The organism is Flavobacterium anseongense (assembly GCF_021608185.1).
Classification (GTDB): domain Bacteria; phylum Bacteroidota; class Bacteroidia; order Flavobacteriales; family Flavobacteriaceae; genus Flavobacterium; species Flavobacterium anseongense.
Map to the genome: position 1 here is coordinate 528,494 of NZ_JAKIHN010000001.1, position 17,287 is coordinate 545,780.

At 34.4% G+C, this 17,287-nt stretch carries 16 protein-coding genes; 7 read left to right on the plus strand and 9 right to left on the minus strand.

Going from position 1 to position 17,287, the window contains the following annotated elements; genetic code table 11:
- Window positions 1–367: 367 nt before the first annotated feature.
- Window positions 368–628, minus strand: coding sequence for a 50S ribosomal protein L27 (rpmA, locus tag L1S35_RS02355; RefSeq protein WP_131474614.1), 261 nt, complete (start codon window positions 626–628; stop codon window positions 368–370).
- 25 nt (window positions 629–653) lie between these two features.
- Complete coding sequence (gene rplU, locus L1S35_RS02360; protein ID WP_236396201.1) at window positions 654–1,124, minus strand: 50S ribosomal protein L21; 471 nt, start codon at window positions 1,122–1,124, stop codon at window positions 654–656.
- A 213-nt stretch (window positions 1,125–1,337) separates the two neighbouring features.
- Here rplU and L1S35_RS02365 point away from each other — a divergent pair, with 213 nt between their 5' ends.
- Both L1S35_RS02365 and L1S35_RS02370 read left to right on the plus strand, forming a co-directional pair.
- Complete coding sequence (locus L1S35_RS02365) at window positions 1,338–2,669, plus strand: M16 family metallopeptidase (RefSeq protein ID WP_236396204.1); 1,332 nt, start codon at window positions 1,338–1,340, stop codon at window positions 2,667–2,669.
- A gap of 11 nt (window positions 2,670–2,680) precedes the next feature.
- Window positions 2,681–4,735 (plus strand): M16 family metallopeptidase, encoded by a 2,055-nt coding sequence (locus L1S35_RS02370; protein WP_236396206.1) that lies wholly within the window; start codon window positions 2,681–2,683, stop codon window positions 4,733–4,735.
- A gap of 124 nt (window positions 4,736–4,859) precedes the next feature.
- On the opposite strand, the gene L1S35_RS02375 is transcribed toward L1S35_RS02370, so the two are convergent.
- The gene (locus tag L1S35_RS02375) at window positions 4,860–5,726 is read right to left on the minus strand and encodes a DMT family transporter (RefSeq protein WP_236396208.1); all 867 of its coding nucleotides are present in this window, start codon (window positions 5,724–5,726) and stop codon (window positions 4,860–4,862) included.
- 108 nt (window positions 5,727–5,834) lie between these two features.
- Between L1S35_RS02375 and L1S35_RS02380 the strand changes: the two genes are divergently transcribed.
- Window positions 5,835–6,215, plus strand: a complete 381-nt coding sequence (locus L1S35_RS02380) for a heavy-metal-associated domain-containing protein (protein WP_236396210.1) — start codon at window positions 5,835–5,837, stop codon at window positions 6,213–6,215.
- 45 nt (window positions 6,216–6,260) lie between these two features.
- Here L1S35_RS02380 and gldD read toward each other — a convergent pair whose 3' ends face one another.
- The 4 genes from gldD to mutY are packed head-to-tail and all read right to left on the minus strand — an operon-like array spanning window position 6,261 to window position 9,676.
- Window positions 6,261–6,824, minus strand: a complete 564-nt coding sequence (gene gldD, locus L1S35_RS02385) for a gliding motility lipoprotein GldD (RefSeq protein WP_236396212.1) — start codon at window positions 6,822–6,824, stop codon at window positions 6,261–6,263.
- Window positions 6,825–6,830: 6 nt separating this feature from the next.
- Entirely contained in the window at window positions 6,831–8,126 is a 1,296-nt protein-coding gene (locus L1S35_RS02390) for a gliding motility-associated protein GldE (protein WP_236396214.1), read from the minus strand.
- 25 nt (window positions 8,127–8,151) lie between these two features.
- Window positions 8,152–8,589, minus strand: a complete 438-nt coding sequence (locus L1S35_RS02395; protein ID WP_236396217.1) for a single-stranded DNA-binding protein — start codon at window positions 8,587–8,589, stop codon at window positions 8,152–8,154.
- Between the two features lie 46 nt (window positions 8,590–8,635).
- Complete coding sequence (gene mutY, locus L1S35_RS02400) at window positions 8,636–9,676, minus strand: A/G-specific adenine glycosylase (RefSeq protein ID WP_236396218.1); 1,041 nt, start codon at window positions 9,674–9,676, stop codon at window positions 8,636–8,638.
- A gap of 135 nt (window positions 9,677–9,811) precedes the next feature.
- Between mutY and L1S35_RS02405 the strand changes: the two genes are divergently transcribed.
- Entirely contained in the window at window positions 9,812–10,105 is a 294-nt protein-coding gene (locus tag L1S35_RS02405) for an HU family DNA-binding protein (protein WP_236396220.1), read from the plus strand.
- 404 nt (window positions 10,106–10,509) lie between these two features.
- Window positions 10,510–12,054 (plus strand): Rne/Rng family ribonuclease, encoded by a 1,545-nt coding sequence (locus L1S35_RS02410; RefSeq protein ID WP_236396222.1) that lies wholly within the window; start codon window positions 10,510–10,512, stop codon window positions 12,052–12,054.
- An 88-nt stretch (window positions 12,055–12,142) separates the two neighbouring features.
- Here L1S35_RS02410 and L1S35_RS02415 read toward each other — a convergent pair whose 3' ends face one another.
- Entirely contained in the window at window positions 12,143–13,471 is a 1,329-nt protein-coding gene (locus L1S35_RS02415; protein ID WP_236396224.1) for an O-antigen ligase family protein, read from the minus strand.
- Window positions 13,472–13,849: 378 nt separating this feature from the next.
- On the minus strand, window positions 13,850–14,062 hold the full coding sequence (locus tag L1S35_RS02420) for a hypothetical protein (protein WP_236396226.1): 213 nt from the start codon (window positions 14,060–14,062) through the stop codon (window positions 13,850–13,852).
- Between the two features lie 58 nt (window positions 14,063–14,120).
- Here L1S35_RS02420 and L1S35_RS02425 point away from each other — a divergent pair, with 58 nt between their 5' ends.
- Both L1S35_RS02425 and L1S35_RS02430 read left to right on the plus strand, forming a co-directional pair.
- Complete coding sequence (locus L1S35_RS02425) at window positions 14,121–15,536, plus strand: O-antigen ligase family protein (protein ID WP_236396228.1); 1,416 nt, start codon at window positions 14,121–14,123, stop codon at window positions 15,534–15,536.
- Between the two features lie 2 nt (window positions 15,537–15,538).
- The gene (locus L1S35_RS02430; RefSeq protein ID WP_236396230.1) at window positions 15,539–17,242 is read left to right on the plus strand and encodes a T9SS type A sorting domain-containing protein; all 1,704 of its coding nucleotides are present in this window, start codon (window positions 15,539–15,541) and stop codon (window positions 17,240–17,242) included.
- The last annotated feature ends 45 nt before the right edge of the window (window positions 17,243–17,287 follow it).

The window sequence follows — 17,287 nt, forward strand, 5'->3', positions numbered from 1 at the left end:
CCATAGGGATTTAATATAGGTAGCTATTTAATGTCAATAAAGAAGAAAGTCCCGTTAGGGACGATATAACTGACACAAAAGACAAATCCAAACTAGCCCCGATTGTAACGACACCTTGTATAGTGGAAAGCGGGAAAATGGAATCCAAGAATGCCCAAACTATTCGCTGCAAAAAAACAATCCGAATCTGAATCGGGTTTTGTTTATACTATCCCTGAAGGGATTTACCTTTTGAATTTAATTTTTCTACCTGTATTGAATCCCTAACGGGATTGCATCAGTGTAGAATACCGTAGGGATTGAATATTGGTAACAAAAAACCCGACTCATTACTGAATCGGGTTTTGTATATAAATAAGAGTTGTTCTTATGCTTCAAACGGAAGGATAGATACAAATGATTTGTTATCTCCTTTTTTCTGGAATTTTACGATTCCGTCAACTTTTGCATGTAAAGTATGATCTTTACCCATGTAAACGTTTTCTCCCGGATTGTGTTTAGAACCTCTTTGTCTAACAATGATGTTACCAGCAATTGCAGCTTGACCACCATAAATCTTAACGCCTAAACGTTTCGATTCTGATTCTCTACCATTCTTAGAACTACCGACACCTTTCTTGTGAGCCATGACGTATAAGTTTTAAATATTGTTATTATTCTTGAGTATCTTCTTTTTTAGCTTTTGGAGCTGCTTTTTTTGGAGCTGCTTCAGTTGCCTTTTCTGCTTTTGGAGCTTTAGCTTTTTTTGGAGCTTCTGCTTCTTCAGTTGCTGCTACAGCCTTTTCTGCTTTAGGAGCTGCTTTCTTTCCACCTGTCGCTGAAATTCCTTCTACAAGAATTTGAGTTAAGTACTGACGGTGACCGTTTCTCTTTTTGAATCCTTTTCTTCTTTTCTTTTTGAAAACGATTACTTTATCTCCTTTTAAGTGTGATAACACTTTGGCTTCTACTGAAGCACCTTCTATAGCTGGGGCGCCTAAAGTGATGTTTCCATTATCGTCTAATAAAAGAACTTTGTCAAAAGTAACTTTTGAACCTTCTTCATTAGCTAAACGGTGAACATAAACCTTTAAGTCTTTGCTTACTTTGAATTGTTGCCCTGCTATCTCTACGATTGCATACATAACATTACTATTTAGTTAATTTTTTTAAGTCCGCAAATATACGACTATTTTCCACACACGCAACCTCTATGTAAAAAAAGTTTAGTATTTAAAATCAAGCTTTTATGAAGTGGAAATATTTTTAAGGAAATAAATAAAAAAAGATACATTTGGTGTAACAAATTAAATGGTTAGTCAACTAACTGAACAATCAACTGAAAAATTAAATTTTTTATGAAAAATTCATTAATCGCTTTAAGTTCAATGCTTATGCTTGGAGGAACAGCTCAGGCCCAAAAGGTCGCTTTCGAGGAGTACGATTTGCCAAACGGTCTTCATGTAATTTTACACAATGACCCATCTGCGCCTGTTGTAATTACCTCTGTTATGTATCACGTAGGTGCAAAAGATGAAAATCCGGAAAGAACGGGATTTGCTCACTTTTTTGAACATTTACTGTTCGAAGGAACCGAAAACATCAAACGTGGTGAATGGTTTAAAATAGTAACTTCAAACGGAGGAACTAACAACGCCAACACTACAGAAGACAGAACCTATTATTTCGAAGTTTTCCCTTCGAACAATACAGAGTTAGGTTTGTGGATGGAATCAGAAAGATTGATGCATCCGGTTATCAACCAAATTGGTGTTGATACACAAAACGAAGTGGTAAAAGAAGAAAAAAGACTTCGTGTTGACAATCAGCCTTACGGACAATTGATTGCTGAAGTAAAGAAAAACATGTTTAAAGTGCATCCTTACCGTTGGGCAACTATCGGTTCTATGGAACATTTGGATGCCGCAACTTTAAAAGAGTTTCAAGATTTTAACAAAAAATTCTATTCTCCAAACAATGCTGTTTTGGTAGTAGCAGGTCAAATTGACATCGCTCAAACAAAAGCGTGGATTGAGAAATATTTCGGACCAATACCAAGAGGCGTTGAATTGAAAAAGCAAACTTTTACAGAAGCGCCTATCACAGAAACAATTCGTGCAACTTACGAAGATCCAAATATTCAAAAACCAATGGTTGTTGCTGCTTATAGAATTCCATCTATGAAAACCCGTGATGCAAGAGTTTTGGATATGATTTCTACTTATTTAAGCAATGGGAAAAGTTCTAAATTGTACAAAAAAATCGTTGACGATAAAAAAATGGCTTTGCAAATCGGAGCTTTCAATTATGCGCAGGAAGATTACGGACAATACATTCTTTATGGAATGCCACAAGGAGATTTCACTTCAGCTGACTTAATGAAAGAAGTTGATGAAGAAATCGTGAAGTTACAAACTGATTTGATTTCAGAAAAAGATTTTCAAAAACTGCAAAACATCAACGAAAGCAATTATGTTAACGAAAATTCAGGTATTGAAGGTGTTGCAGAAAACTTAGCAACATACTATTTATTGTATGGTGATGTTAATTTGGTTAATACAAATATCGATATCTATCGTTCTATCACTCGTGAAGAAATGAGAGATGCTGCTAAAAAATACTTAAATCCAAACCAACGTTTGATTTTGGATTATATACCTGCAAAAGACAAAGCTGAAAACAAACAATAAACCGTAAGAAAATGAAAAAATCAATTATAGTATTATCAAGCTTGTTTTTAACTTTAATTATGCAAGCACAAGACAGAACACAGCCAAAACCTGGACCATCGCCAACAATCAATATTAAAAAACCTGAAACTTTTTCGTTACCAAACGGATTAAAAGTTTTAGTTGTCGAAAACCATAAACTTCCCAGAGTTTCATTCAATTTAACTATTGACAATGCTCCTTATGCTGAAGGAAACAAAAAAGGAGTTGATGATTTAACCAGCAGCTTAATTGGAAATGGTTCTATAAAAACAACAAAGGATGCTTTTAACGAAGAAGTAGATTTTCTTGGAGCTGATATCAATTTCTTTTCATCAGGAGCTTCTGCAAACGGATTGTCTAAATATTCCAAAAGAATTTTAGAGCTTATGGCTGAAGGTGCTTTATCACCAAACTTCACACAGGAAGAATTTGATAAAGAAAAAGAAAAACTTATCGACGGATTAAAAGCACAGGAAAAAAGTGTTTCGGTAGTTGCCGGAAGAGTTGAAAATGTTTTGGCTTATGGCAAAAATCATCCGGCTGGAGAATATTTATCAGAAGAAACCATTAACAACGTTTCTTTGGCTGATGTAAAAGCAAACTATGCTTCTTATTTCGTTCCGGAACGTGCTTATTTAGTAATCGTTGGTGATGTAAAAACAAAAGAAGTGAAAAAAATGGTTGAAAAACTATTTGGTTCATGGGTAAAAGCTACAGCACCAAGATTAACGTATTCTAATCCAAGCAACGTTCAGTATACACAAATCAATTTTGTGGATATGCCAAATGCGGTTCAATCTGAAATCTCTTTGATTAACACCGTAAATCTAAAAATGTCTGATGCTGATTACTTTCCTGTGATTTTAGCTAACCAAGTTTTTGGTGGCGATTTCAACAGTTATTTGAACATGAATCTTCGTGAAGCTCATGGTTGGACTTATGGTGCACGCTCTAGTGTTGGTTTTGACAAAAACATCTACAGCAAATTCAAAGCAAATGCCCAAGTTAGAAATGCAGTTACCGATAGTTCTGTCGTAGAATCTTTAAAAGAACTAAAGAAAATCAGAACTGAAAAAGTTTCAGAAGAAATGTTGAACAGTGTAAAAGCAGGTTATATTGGTCGTTTTGTAATGCAGGTTGAAAAACCGGCAACCGTTGCCCGTTACGCTTTAAATATAGAAACTGAAAGTTTGCCAGCTGATTTTTATGAAAACTATATCAAAAATATCAATGCCGTTACACCGGAAGATATTATGAGAGTTGCCAATAAATATTTCTTAGCGGATAATTTACGTATAGTAATTACCGGAAAAGGTTCGGAAGTGATTTCGGGATTGGAAAAACTAAAAATTCCAATATTTTATTTCGATAAATTCGGTAATCCTACTGAAAAACCAGCTATGAAAAAACCAGTTCCTGCAGGAGTTACTGTTAAATCAGTAATCGATGCTTATGTAGCTGCGATTGGTGGAGACAAAGCTGTGAAAGCAGTTAAATCTATAGCTTATACCGGTTCTACAACTATCCCTCAGGCTCCAATGCCTTTGTCTTATTCATCAAAAACGGATAACAAAGGAAGAATGGCTGTTGAACTTTCTATGGCTGGAATGGGGTCTATTATGAAGCAGGTTGTAAACGGAAATACCGGATACATGATGCAACAAGGACAGAAAAAAGTTATGGAAGGTGAAGAACTTGCAAAAATGAAAGAGAGCGCAGTATTATTCAACGAAACTTTATTGGCTACTAAAAAAGGGGTAACCGTTTCAGGAATTGAGCCAATGAATGGTGGTGATGCTTATGCTGTTGTTGATGGAGATACTACTTATTATTTTGATGTGAAATCAGGTTTAAAAACTGCTGAAGCTTCAACAGATGAGCAAGGTGGACAAAAGATGACAAGAGTAACAAACTTCAACGATTATAGAGATGTAAAAGGCGTTAAAGTACCTTTCAACACTATTATGAATGTTGGTTTTGAATTAGACATCAAAATGAGTGATGTGAAAATTAACGAAGGTGTTTCTGATGCTGATTTTCAATAATCGAAATTAAATAGATACTAAAAAGACCGCTATTACTGGCGGTCTTTTTTTTTGTTATAAATTCAAAATAAAATCAAATTCTAAAAATCCAAATATCAAACCAAAAGCTTTGCGGTTAAGCTTTCTATTTTTTACTTGATAAGTAAACACCAATCAAAATAATAAAAGCACCTATAAACTGCAACGGTGTTAGCATTTCGTTATCGAGAAGTCCCCAAAAGAAAGCCACTACCGGAATCAAATAAGTGACCGAAGTAGCAAAAACCGGAGACGAGATTTGTATTAGTTTGTAAAAAAGCACATTGGCAATTCCTGTCCCAATTATTCCCAAAACCGCCACAAAAATCATGGCATGTTGGATTTTTTCTGATTCAATCACCATAAAGAAATCGGTGAAAGACAAAACAACTAAAGCCGGAAACAACATCACTAAAAAGTTGCCGACTGTAATGGTTAATGGCTTTAAATCGGATAAATATTTTTTTATCAAATTCACATTCATCGCATAACAAATCGATGCAATCAGTACCAAAATAGTGTACCAATAATTCTGATTCGGATGGTGAATTGCTCCGTTAAAAATCAATAATACTGTCCCGATTAAGCCAACGATTACGCCAAAAATCTGCGTTCTTTTAAAATCCAAACCAAAAAGAATCGCGCCTAAAATTAACGTATTCAAAGGCGTTAAAGAATTAAGTATCGAACTCACCGAACTGTTAATCTCTGTTTGGGCAATGGCAAAAAGATAGGCCGGAATAAATGTTCCGAATAAAGAAGTCAGTGCAATATACTTCCACTTATGCAGCGGGATGGTAGCTATATTTTTAAAACCAATAATCAAAAGAAAAAGAGCGCAAAAAATGATTCGCAACGAACCCAACTGAAACGGATTTAAACCATCTAATCCTCTTTTAATTAGTATGAATGAACTTCCCCAAATTAAAGCAAGTACAATCAGAATAACCCATTTTAACTGTTGTAATTTCATAGTAGTTTTTGAAAGCATCAAATTTTGTAATTATTTTAAGAATAATCACTTTTATTTTTGATTATTTTTGTCAAATAAATTGATGCCTATATCTGAAAATTACTCTTTATGAAAACCACTAGTTATATAGTAGCGCTTGCTACAACTTTTTCTTTATTAACCGGATGCAAAGACACCGCGGGTAAACCTACAGCTGAAAATGCCGAAGCAAATGTTGAGAAAAAAGATGTTGTAGCCCAAAAACCGGAAACGGCAAGTTTCAAAATTGAAGGAATGACCTGCGCTATGGGTTGTGCTAAAACCATTGAATCCAAATTATCACAATTAGATGGCGTTAAAAAAGCAACAGTTGATTTTGATAAAAAAGAAGCAACCGTCGATTTTGACGCTGCAGTTTTAAGTCCGGAAAAATTAACAAAAACGGTAGAAGCTACGGGTGATGGTGAAACTTATAAGGTTTCGGGAATGCAGACAAAAGGGAAAGTATAATTCCAACGTTACATAACTAAAAAGGAACTCAATTGAGTTCCTTTTTTATTTCCATTTAATCGTTTCCAGTAAACGCTGCATATCATTTTTGATATAATCCGCGGCAGGCATAATCGAATCAAATTTTGGCTTAGCATAAAAATATACCGAACCAGTTACAAAATGTTTGATGCTGTCTGTAGCATAAAATTGAGCGTTTGTAGCAGCATTTCCATCAACCTGATAAAACATTCCGTATACTTTTTTGTCATTGTTAATGTATGGCTGTTCCAAAATATCATCCGCTTTTATGACGTGTTTGTAGGTCAATGTTTGCGCATCTCTCAAAAGCGAATCTATATTCTTATTTACTGTTTTGTAGGTAAGATAAATGGTTGCTTTCATTTTTGGATAATGAATAGTGAAGCCACACTTCTTTTCTTCTTTAATAATAGCATCTTCATTCATCTCAAACTCAATCGGACAATGATTGCTAAACAAAGCATATTTGGCAACTGGATAATCCAATCGCAACTGACTTGCCGGTTTTGGCAACGCATCATCTTTGCAGCTTGATGCTGAAATCAACAACATTATTATAGCAAGAAAACCGACTGTTTTTTTTATCATTGTGACTTATTCGAGAGTTACTTTTAATTGTTTTATTCTTTTTTTATCGACAGATTCGATGGTGAAACGCACATTTGAAAAATGGATTTTCTGTCCTTTTTTGGGGAAATTACCTAAAATTTCTAATATAAATCCTGCCAAGGTTTCCGCTTCGCCTTTACTGCTTTCAAATATTTCTTCATTTACATCGACTATTCTGTAAAAATCTTTGAGGTTTATTTTGCCTTCGAAAAGGAAATTCTTGTCATCAATCTGCGAAAAATTCAAATTCTCATCATCAAACTCATCCGAAATATCGCCAACAATTTCTTCGATTACATCTTCTAATGAAACCAAACCCGAAGTTCCGCCGTATTCATCAACCACAATAGCTAAATGGCTTTTTTTGCTTTGGAATTCTTTCAGCAAATCATCAAGCTTCTTGTTTTCGGGAACGAAAAATGGTTCTCGTATCAGCTTATTCCAATCGAATTCTTTTTTATTGATATGCGGAATCAAATCTTTAACAAACAAAACGCCTTCAATATGATCGATGCTTTCCCGATAAACCGGAATTCTGGAATAGCCTTTATCGACTATTTTGGTGTAAATCTCGGCAAAAGTTTCATCTATTTCAAGTGCAAAAATATCAATTCTTGGACTCATAACCTGTTTGGTATCTGTATTCCCAAACGAAACAATACCTTCTAATATTTTTTGTTCCTCGGTAGTTGTGTCTTCTGTAGAAGTTAATCCCAATGCCTGCGACAATTGATCTACCGAAATATTTGATTTTTGCTTGCCTAATTTCTCATGCAAATAAATACTTACGGCGCGCATTGGCAAACTGATTGGCGAAAGCAATGTATCCAAAACGCTCATTGGTGTTGCCACCGCTTTTGAAAACTTTATATTGTTGCGGCTCGCATAGATTTTGGGCAAAACCTCACCAAACAAAAGAATCAAAAATGTAATAAGAATTACTTCGACAATGAATTTCAATACGGGCGAAGCTATTCCTTCGAAAATAGAATTCCCCGAAAATGAAAAGATGATTACAACTCCAATATGGCTGAAGTTATTCGCCACCAATATAGTTGCCAGTAATTTTTTTGGACGCTGTAATAATTTAGAAATGAGGCTGGCTTTGGAAGCATCCTTTTCAGATAAAGTATTTAAATCTTGTTGTGTAAGCGAAAAAAGCGCTACTTCTGCAGCAGAAACCATAGCAGAACAAAACAAAAGAAACGCAATGCCTATAATTCCAAAAAGTAAATTGGTATCTATAGTTGCTAAAAAATTAGTACTGGGCTCTGGGTCCAATGAAGTAGAGATTAGTTAAACAATATCAGAACGGCAAATCATTTTCGGGAGCTGCCGGACTTGGCGCTTCAAAATTAGTACTTTTTGGTTCTGCATTTTGTGTTGTTTTTAGTCCGTCAACTTCTTTTTTGGTAGTCAAAAATGTAAACTCGGTAACTTGTATTTCGGTTGTGTATTTTGTTGTTCCGTCTTCGGCTTGCCATTGGCGCGATTTTATTCTGCCTTCGATATATATTTTATCACCTTTTGATAAATATTTTTCACAAATTTCGGCAGCCTTATTTCTTACCACAAGATTATGCCACTCGGTAGAAGTAATTTTTTCGTTAGTTTGTTTGTTGATATAGACTTCGTTGGTTGCCAAAGGAAAACGACCAATACAATTACCCCCATCAAAATAATGCATCTTGACTTCGTCACCAAGATGACCAATTAACATTACTTTATTTAAGGTACCATTCATTTTCAACTAATTTAGCTTCCTTCAAATTTACTACTTTTTTTGAAAATTAAAACCATTCTTTTTCAATAAAATTATAAATGACGATTGGGAAAGGAAATTTAGAAGCTGATTCCCAATCCATTCCGTTAAAAAGAATACCTTCAACTTTGATGTTCCAGAATTTTATTGAGAGATGCTGATGTGAAAGTTTGTGAACTATAGCATCGGGATTATAGAGCTGTATTTCCTGAATCCTGTTTTTTACAAAATTTTGATTTTGGATTAATTCTAAAACAGTTAAATCATTTTCAACTGACTGAGTTTCTATCAACGGAAACTCATATAGATTATGCCAGATTCCTTTTTGAGTTCTTTTACTGATTATAGTATTGCTATTTTGATCTGAAAAAATCAAATAATTAAAATAACGCTTGGTTACTTTCAACTTTTTAGACTTTACCGGAAGCTGTGCTACTTTTTTCTTCTGCAAAGCCAGACAACTTTCATTAAAAACACAATTACTGCAATCCGGATTTTTGGGTACACATTGCAAAGCACCAAACTCCATTATTGCCTGATTGAATAAATTAGCTTCTCCTTTTGGTAATAATGCTGCTGCTAATTGGGTGAACTCCTTTTTGGCTCCCGCCGAAGCAATATCGGTTTCGACATCAAAATAGCGTGACAAGACTCTAAAAACATTTCCGTCAACTACAGGAACACTTTCGTTATATGCAAATGAGGCGATTGCGGCGGCGGTGTATTCGCCAATTCCTTTTAAATGTAATAATTCTGCATAGGTTTTTGGAAATTCTCCGTTAAGTTCAAAAGCAATTTGTTTTGCGGTTTTATGCAGATTTCTGGCTCTGGAATAATAGCCTAAACCCTGCCACAATTTTAAAACTTCTTCTTCATCGGCATTTGCCAAATCAAAAACCGTCGGAAATGCTTCTGTAAAACGCAAAAAATAAGGCAATCCTTGTGCAACACGAGTTTGTTGAAGCATGATTTCTGAAAGCCAAATCGTGTACGGATTCGTGTCATTGCGCCATGGCAAATCACGTTTGTTTTGTAAATACCATTGAATAAGTACTTTAGGAAAATTCATAGCTAAATTGTGGATTACAAAAATAAATCTTTATGTGATTAAATTTTAATAGATTATGCTTGAAATATTGTTTTTATTATTCATATATTTGCAACCTCAAAAAAATTACATAATTAATAATAAATACGAAAGAAAATGACGAAAGCAGATATCGTAGCAAAGATTTCAGAAAGAAAAGGACTTGAAAAAGGAGATGTTCAAGCAGTAGTTGAAGCGTTTATGGAAGAAGTTAAATCTTCTTTAGAAACTGGAGACAATGTTTATTTAAGAGGTTTTGGTAGCTTCATTATCAAAACTAGAGCTGAAAAAACTGGTAGAAACATTTCAAAAAATACGACAATCAAAATTCCAGCACACAATATTCCTGCATTCAAACCTGCAAAAGTATTTGTAGAAGCAATAAAAACCAATACTGAAGTAGCAGTATAAAAAATATTTATTAATCAAAAAATAACCAGCTTATGCCAAGTGGTAAAAAAAGAAAGAGACATAAGGTAGCAACGCACAAACGTAAAAAACGTGCGAGAGCTAACCGACACAAAAAGAAAAAGTAGTTTTAAACTACTTTTCTTTTTTTAGAAAACGTTCATTGAAATTGGAATTGAAAAATTCCGCCGGGTAAAAAACAATTACCTGTTTAAAATGTTTAATCCATCCTTGAGGAGTTGATGGTTTATAGTTGATAGTTGATAGTTTACAGTTGATAGTTTACAGTTTATAGTTGATGGTGGTAACTCTACCAATAGCCAACAACCGACAACCAATAACCAACAACCAATAATTGACAACTGACAACCAACAACCGACAACCAGCTTGGATAAAAATTTACAAAGTGAATAAAGAACTAATCATTAGATCTAGTGATGACGCTGTAGATTTTGCCTTATTAAAAGATGGAAAACTAATTGAATTACACAAAGAAAAAGAAACAAGCAACTTCCAGGTTGGCGATATTTTTATTGCCAAAATAAGGAAACCCGTTGCCGGATTGAATGCTGCTTTTGTAAATGTAGGCTACGAAAAAGATGCCTTTTTACATTATCACGATTTGGGTCCAAGTTTTGCTTCATATGTGAAATTCATAAAACTTGTAAGCGCAGGTAAACTAAAAGATTTCTCCCTAAAAAACTTCCAGTTTGAGAAAGAAATTGACAAAGATGGTGCAGTAGCAGACATACTAAACGCCAATCAGTCAATATTAGTACAAGTAGTAAAAGAACCTATTTCTACAAAAGGTCCAAGAATAAGCTGTGAGCTTTCATTCGCCGGACGCTTTTTAGTCTTAGTGCCTTTTTCGGATCGCGTTTCTGTTTCACAAAAAATAGAATCCAAAGAAGAAAAAGACCGTCTTAAAAAACTGGTACAATCTATCAAACAAAGAGGTTTTGGTGTTATTGTGAGAACAGTAGCCGAAGGCAAAAACATAGCCGAATTAGAAAAAGACTTGCAGAACTTAATGAATAGATGGACTGCAATGAGTAAAAAATTACCAACCGCACATCATCCATCAAAGGTGTTAGGAGAACTTAATAAAGCTTCTTCAATACTTAGAGATGTATTCAACGATACTTTTACCAGTATTCAAATTGATGATGAAGAGTTGTACCAAGAAACAAAGGACTATTTAGCCGAAATAGCTCCGGAGAAACAAAAAATTGTAAAGTTTTATCAGTCGAAAGACACGCCATTGTTTGAAAAATATCATATCGAAAGACAAATAAAAACCTCTTTCGGGCGAACAGTATCTATGAGTAAAGGCGCCTATTTGATTATAGAACACACCGAAGCTTTACACGTTATTGACGTGAACAGCGGAAACCGTTCTAACAAAGCCAACAATCAGGAAGATACTGCTCTCGAAGTAAATATGATAGCCGCAGCAGAAATCGCAAGACAATTACGTCTTCGGGATATGGGCGGAATTATCGTAGTCGATTTTATCGATATGAAAGATCCAGACAATCGCCAAGTGTTGTTCAACTTCCTTAGAGAAGAAATGAGCGACGATAAAGCCAAACACAAAATCTTACCGCCAAGTAAATTTGGATTAGTTCAAATTACAAGACAGCGGGTAAGACCAGAAGTAAATATTGAAACAAGGGAAGAAAATCCGAATAATTTGAGTGGCGATGTAGATGCGCCGATTCAGATTATTGACAAGATTAATTTTTCACTTGAAAAAATTATTAAAGACCACAGCGGCGTGAAACTAAACGTTCATCCTTTTGTGGCAGCATACCTTAAAAAAGGTTTTCCATCATTACGTTCAAAATGGTTTTTTGAACATAAAAAATGGGTGAAAATCATACCTCGTGACGCTTACACGTATTTAGAGTACCGATTCTTCGATAAAGAAGGAAAGGAAATCAAAGAATAAAAGTTCTGAAATAAATTCAGAATAAAAAACCGCTTTTCGAAAGATTGGCGGTTTTTTTATTGAGAGTAATCAAAAATTTACATAAGAACTATTCGATAACCACAGCATTTTCTCCCTCTTCAGAATTAATTTGCAATAATGTCAGCGAATAGATAAATAATGGTGCAATGATGCGTGTGGCTGAATGATTTATGGTAAACAACCAAAAAATAAAGAATGGCAACAAATAAAAGTTTCGAAAATCCTTAAAATAAAGTTGAAGAGGATAAAAAATTAAAATTAATAAACAAAAAAGCCCAAGAACTCCGTGCTCTGATAACAATCTTGTTATTTCGGTGTGTGTTCTAAGCTCTTGCTTATAAGTACTATTTCTAATTTCCATCCCTTTTCCAACACCAACTCCCAATAACGGATTTTTAGTGAAATTTTGGATGTCCGATCTAACCTGCATGTATCGACCTCTTTTTTTTATTTTATCATTAGAATTTAATATTTCGCATTTTATATATCTTTTTAACAAAGAGTTTTCTGTTTGATAAGCAGTTAGTATGAAAATTGAGATCAGCATTAGTGCCAGCAATCCAAATTTCCGTTTCAATTGATAAATTCCTTTTCTGCTAATATAAATTGAAACAAACAGCGCTAAGGCTACGATTGCTGCAGTTGCAGTTCCTCCTCGGGAAAAAGTCAGCAATCCCCGATAAGAGATGAGGCAAAAAATAATGACATTCAGATAAAAGATTCTCTGGCTATCAGATTCCGTTATTACCTTCAGCAAATAAATAAATGCGCCCAGTCCCAAAGCTGTAGCCATTTGATTCGGACCAAAACCACCTGAATAATAAAAATTGGAACTAAAAGAGTTTACGACATAAGTGTTATGAGAATATCCTACAATCAAATACACGCACGAGGCAAATACAGGAAGTGCCAGCAATGTTAAAAGAAATTTTATCTGTACAACTGAGATTTCCTTCTTATAAGTGTATAAGGCAACAACTCCCAGGCAGACAGGGCCTAAAAGCTCGAATGATATTTTTCTCCTGATATCTCCATCTAAATAAGGCAATGAAACAAAAACTGCGGGTAACAACAACAATAAATAGATCCAATAAGGATTTTTACTTTTTGGGAAACCATCATAAAAAAAACCAGTCAGGACAAAAAACAGCATAGAATATTTCCCAAATTCATATAGCATATTTTCAGTAGTTGCCCTTAGAAAAACTTCACTTCCGGCAATGTACGCTATAACATAAAGTACTTCGTTGTTTTTGTTTTTGTTTTTAACAACAAAGTAAAAGCCAGTTAAAACAATAAGAAACAGGTAAATTTTAGCCAAAGAAGGATAAAATGCTATCAAAGAGCCTATGCCAATATGAAGTAAGGTTAAGTTTATCTGGTGTTTCTCGTTCATCAAAGTTGCTTATAAAAGCAAATATATTTAAAAGACATTCTTATTAAATGTATTTTTGAAAAACAATAAAAGAATATTTATGGATTTACTGAATAAAAGCAAAACTTTTAATTTACTTTCATTTCTCTATTTTCTTTTACTTCAATTTGTTTTTTTTAGCTCAATATCGGATCCTTTCTTATTGGCAAGGCAGTTGTTGACCACGGTTTTTTTATTCTCCGTCTTGTTTTTTTTATTTACCAGAAATAAGGCTATTGGCTTTTATACAGCAGACACAACTGTTATACTGTTTTTTGGATTTATTTTTTTTTGTGTCTGTTCATTTGCAAAGTCCCAAATTCCTGACTTGAGTCATGCTACATTATCTAAATATCTGATTTATTTTCTGTTTTTTTTACTAGTCAGGCATTTGGCAATTAACAATTTGCTTGACATTGAGAAGATAAAATCACACGTAATATTATTTGGTTCGTTGGCTACAGCAATTGCATTAATTGCAGTGCTTAACAAAACCATAGACGGATATAATTTTTTTAGAAAGATTACTATTGTAACCGGCACTTTTGGAAACAAGAACTTTCTATCCTCCATTTTGTTTTTTTGTTTCCCTTTTTATTTCATGGGAATTGCTATGTCAAAAAAAATTAAAATGATTTCTGTCACAGCAATTGTTTTTAGTATTTTACTGCTTTTGATGTTGAGAACCAGAACCGTACTGATAGCACTTAGTTTATATTTATTTTTGGCTTTTGTGCTTCAAATAAAAACTAGGTTTTCAAAAAAAATCTACTATTGGTTAATCATTGCAGTAATCGGAACAGCGGCAATTGGCATCTGGACACTTCTTTCAATTAAAAGCAACATTCCTTCATCTTCAGGTATAAGGGAACACTATTTTTCCAGATTGCTTTCTTCGGGGACTTTTTATGAAAGGTTGGAGTTTTGGAAACAATCAATCTACATGACGACAGATAATTTTTTTAATGGAGTTGGTCTCGGGAACTGGATTAACACTTACCCAAAATATGGCTTACACCAATTTTCTGATGCAAATATTATTAACGGCAGAATGATGGTTGGTACTCCGCACAATGATTTTTTGCTGGTTCTTTCCGAAATCGGAATCTTTGGATTCTTATGTTATATAGGGATTTTTGTATCTATGCTGTATCAAGCATATTGGCTGGCAAAAAACGAAGAAAACAGCACTGACCGAAAAAACGCCAGCTATTTATTTTTCTTTATTGTTTGCTATCTGATTGTTGCCTTTTTTGATTTCCCTATAACCCGAATCGAACATCAAATCTTGTTGTTTGTCACTTTTTCGATAATCAATGCCAAATATATAAAAGCTAAGAGTATCAGAAAAATAGCCATTCCTTCACGCATTTTTTATCTCAGCAGCCTCATTCTGTTAATGTATTCAGCGTCCGTATTAGTGTACAGGATAAAAGGTGAAATACATTTATATAAAGCTTTAGAAGCCGAAAAAAAATCAGATATTACAACAGCGCTTTTCGAGTTTAACAAAGCGAAAACCTATTGTTTATCTACAGATAATTTCGCAATTCCGCTGGATTGGCATATTGGCAGGATACAATATAATCAGGGTTATTTTGATGAAAGCTTGAATTATTTCCTCGATGCTTATAATGTTAATCCATACAATTTGGTTGTCAACAATGATTTAGGTTCTGCCTATATAAAAAACGGTGAAACCGCATATGGCATTAAACACTACAAAGAAGCCCTGACCATTTCTCCAAATTATGAAGATGCCAGAATCAATTTAGCCGCAACTTATTTCAATCATAATGAGTATGAAAAAGCTTTTGAAACAATTGTAAAATGCGAAAACAATTCTGAAAATAAATCCTATAAACAGATACTTATTCCTATCGTCGAGAAAAAATTAAATATAACTCTCATTCGCATAAACAATCAAAATCTGAATAATTATCTAAAATCAAAAATTAAAACGGAAGCTGATCTCCTAAACTTATATTTTGGTTATAATAAAAATATTCTTACCTTCGATGAATACATTCAATCACTAATCCACTGAAAATGAAAAAACTATTACTTCTCTTCACATTCTTATATTCAAACTTTATCATTGGCCAGTCCATAATATCTGTAAGCCCGAATAATGGCAATAGAGGCCAACAGTATCTGACCGTTTCCATTACCACGCAGGATGTGACCTTTTCGGTAGCCAGCCCTCAGGTAGACGTTTCATTTATTGATCAGTTTTCCAATGTTCTTCCGGCTAATTGGGCTTATTCTGAGTTCAATAATACAATATGGGCTAATTTATCAATTCCTGCATATGCTGCTCCCGGCTTGTATGATGTACGCTTAGTCGAAGTTGGTGGTGTACTAGACATAACATTACCTGATGGTTTTACCGTAAACAATCAATATACCTACACTATCCAAGGCAACGTTCGTTATGACAGTAATAACAACGGTTGTGATGCTTCCGACATAAACATCCCAAACCAAAGAATAACTTTTACTAATGGATCTACCACTGGAAATCTAATTGCCGATCAAACCGGATTTTATAATTATTATGATGTACAAGCCGGGAATAACAGTTTTAGTCCCGTACTGGCAAATCCAACCTATTTTACAGTCTCGCCACCAAGCGCCAGTGTTACCTTATCGACATTAAATAATCTCTTTGTGCAGGATTTTTGTATTTCGGCAAATGGTACGCATAACGATTTAGAAATAGGATTGGTTCCTGTCACTAGTGCTCGCCCGGGATTTGATGCCACATACAGGCTTACCTATAAGAATAAGGGAACCCATGTTCAGAACGGTACGGTTAGTTTTAATTTTGATGATAATGTAATGGACTTAATTACTGCCACACCAGCCATAGACAGTCAGGGAACAAATACATTAAACTGGAATTTCAGTAATTTAATGCCGTTTGAAATTAGACAGATTCTTGTAACTATGAATATTAATTCGCCTGCTGAAACTCCACCCGTAAATGCCGGTAATGGTTTACTTTTTAGCGCAACGGTCAGTGGAGCTACAGATGAAACACCATCAGACAATACAGCAAATCTAAACCAAACAGTAGTGGGTTCATATGATCCAAACGACAAAACCTGTTTACAAGGTAATTTTCTGCCAATAGGCAACGTTGGAACCTATTTGAATTACGTAATCCGTTTTGAAAACACAGGAACAGCAAATGCAGAAACCGTTGTAGTCCGTGACTTGATTGATACAAGTAAGTTTGACATTAACACCTTGACACCTGTATCGGGCAGCCATTCATTCACTACAAAAATCACAAACACCAATTTAGTTGAATTTATATTTGAAAACATTAACCTGCCGTTTGATGATGCCAACAATGATGGTTATGTCGCGTTTAAAATAAAAACTAAGCCTACATTGACTGTTGGCGCCAACATCAGCAATACAGCTAATATTTATTTTGATTATAATTTACCGGTGATTACCAATACTGCCACTACAGCAGTATATAACCCATTGATTACAAATGATTTTGAGTTTGGAAGTATGTTTACATTGTCACCAGTTCCTGCAAAAAACAACTTAACTATAACAATAAAACAGGATGTAACAATAAGCTCCGTAAACATTTACAATACGCTTGGACAATTAATACAAGTAAGTTCCAACCCTTCTGAAACTATTGATGTTTCGAGTTTAAAAACAGGAACCTATTTTATTAAAATTCTAAGTGATAGAGGAACCGCCAGCAGTAAGTTCATAAAAGAGTAATATGCTGATTTAATTCAGGATAAAAGCCGCCTTTCGTAAGATTGG

What these genes read in the sequence shown, in the direction of transcription:
- L1S35_RS02415 (WP_236396224.1), bottom strand. Translation starts at nt 13,471, where the DNA reads ATGAACGAGAAACACCAGATAAACTTAACCTTACTTCATATTGGCATA.
- L1S35_RS02430 (WP_236396230.1), top strand. Translation starts at nt 15,539, where the DNA reads ATGAAAAAACTATTACTTCTCTTCACATTCTTATATTCAAACTTTATC.
- L1S35_RS02425 (WP_236396228.1), top strand. Translation starts at nt 14,121, where the DNA reads ATGATTTCTGTCACAGCAATTGTTTTTAGTATTTTACTGCTTTTGATG.
- L1S35_RS02395 (WP_236396217.1), bottom strand. Translation starts at nt 8,589, where the DNA reads ATGAATGGTACCTTAAATAAAGTAATGTTAATTGGTCATCTTGGTGAC.
- L1S35_RS02380 (WP_236396210.1), top strand. Translation starts at nt 5,835, where the DNA reads ATGAAAACCACTAGTTATATAGTAGCGCTTGCTACAACTTTTTCTTTA.
- L1S35_RS02375 (WP_236396208.1), bottom strand. Translation starts at nt 5,726, where the DNA reads ATGAAATTACAACAGTTAAAATGGGTTATTCTGATTGTACTTGCTTTA.
- mutY (WP_236396218.1), bottom strand. Translation starts at nt 9,676, where the DNA reads ATGAATTTTCCTAAAGTACTTATTCAATGGTATTTACAAAACAAACGT.
- rplU (WP_236396201.1), bottom strand. Translation starts at nt 1,124, where the DNA reads ATGTATGCAATCGTAGAGATAGCAGGGCAACAATTCAAAGTAAGCAAA.
- L1S35_RS02420 (WP_236396226.1), bottom strand. Translation starts at nt 14,062, where the DNA reads ATGGAGGATAGAAAGTTCTTGTTTCCAAAAGTGCCGGTTACAATAGTA.
- gldD (WP_236396212.1), bottom strand. Translation starts at nt 6,824, where the DNA reads ATGATAAAAAAAACAGTCGGTTTTCTTGCTATAATAATGTTGTTGATT.
- rpmA (WP_131474614.1), bottom strand. Translation starts at nt 628, where the DNA reads ATGGCTCACAAGAAAGGTGTCGGTAGTTCTAAGAATGGTAGAGAATCA.
- L1S35_RS02370 (WP_236396206.1), top strand. Translation starts at nt 2,681, where the DNA reads ATGAAAAAATCAATTATAGTATTATCAAGCTTGTTTTTAACTTTAATT.
- L1S35_RS02365 (WP_236396204.1), top strand. Translation starts at nt 1,338, where the DNA reads ATGAAAAATTCATTAATCGCTTTAAGTTCAATGCTTATGCTTGGAGGA.
- L1S35_RS02405 (WP_236396220.1), top strand. Translation starts at nt 9,812, where the DNA reads ATGACGAAAGCAGATATCGTAGCAAAGATTTCAGAAAGAAAAGGACTT.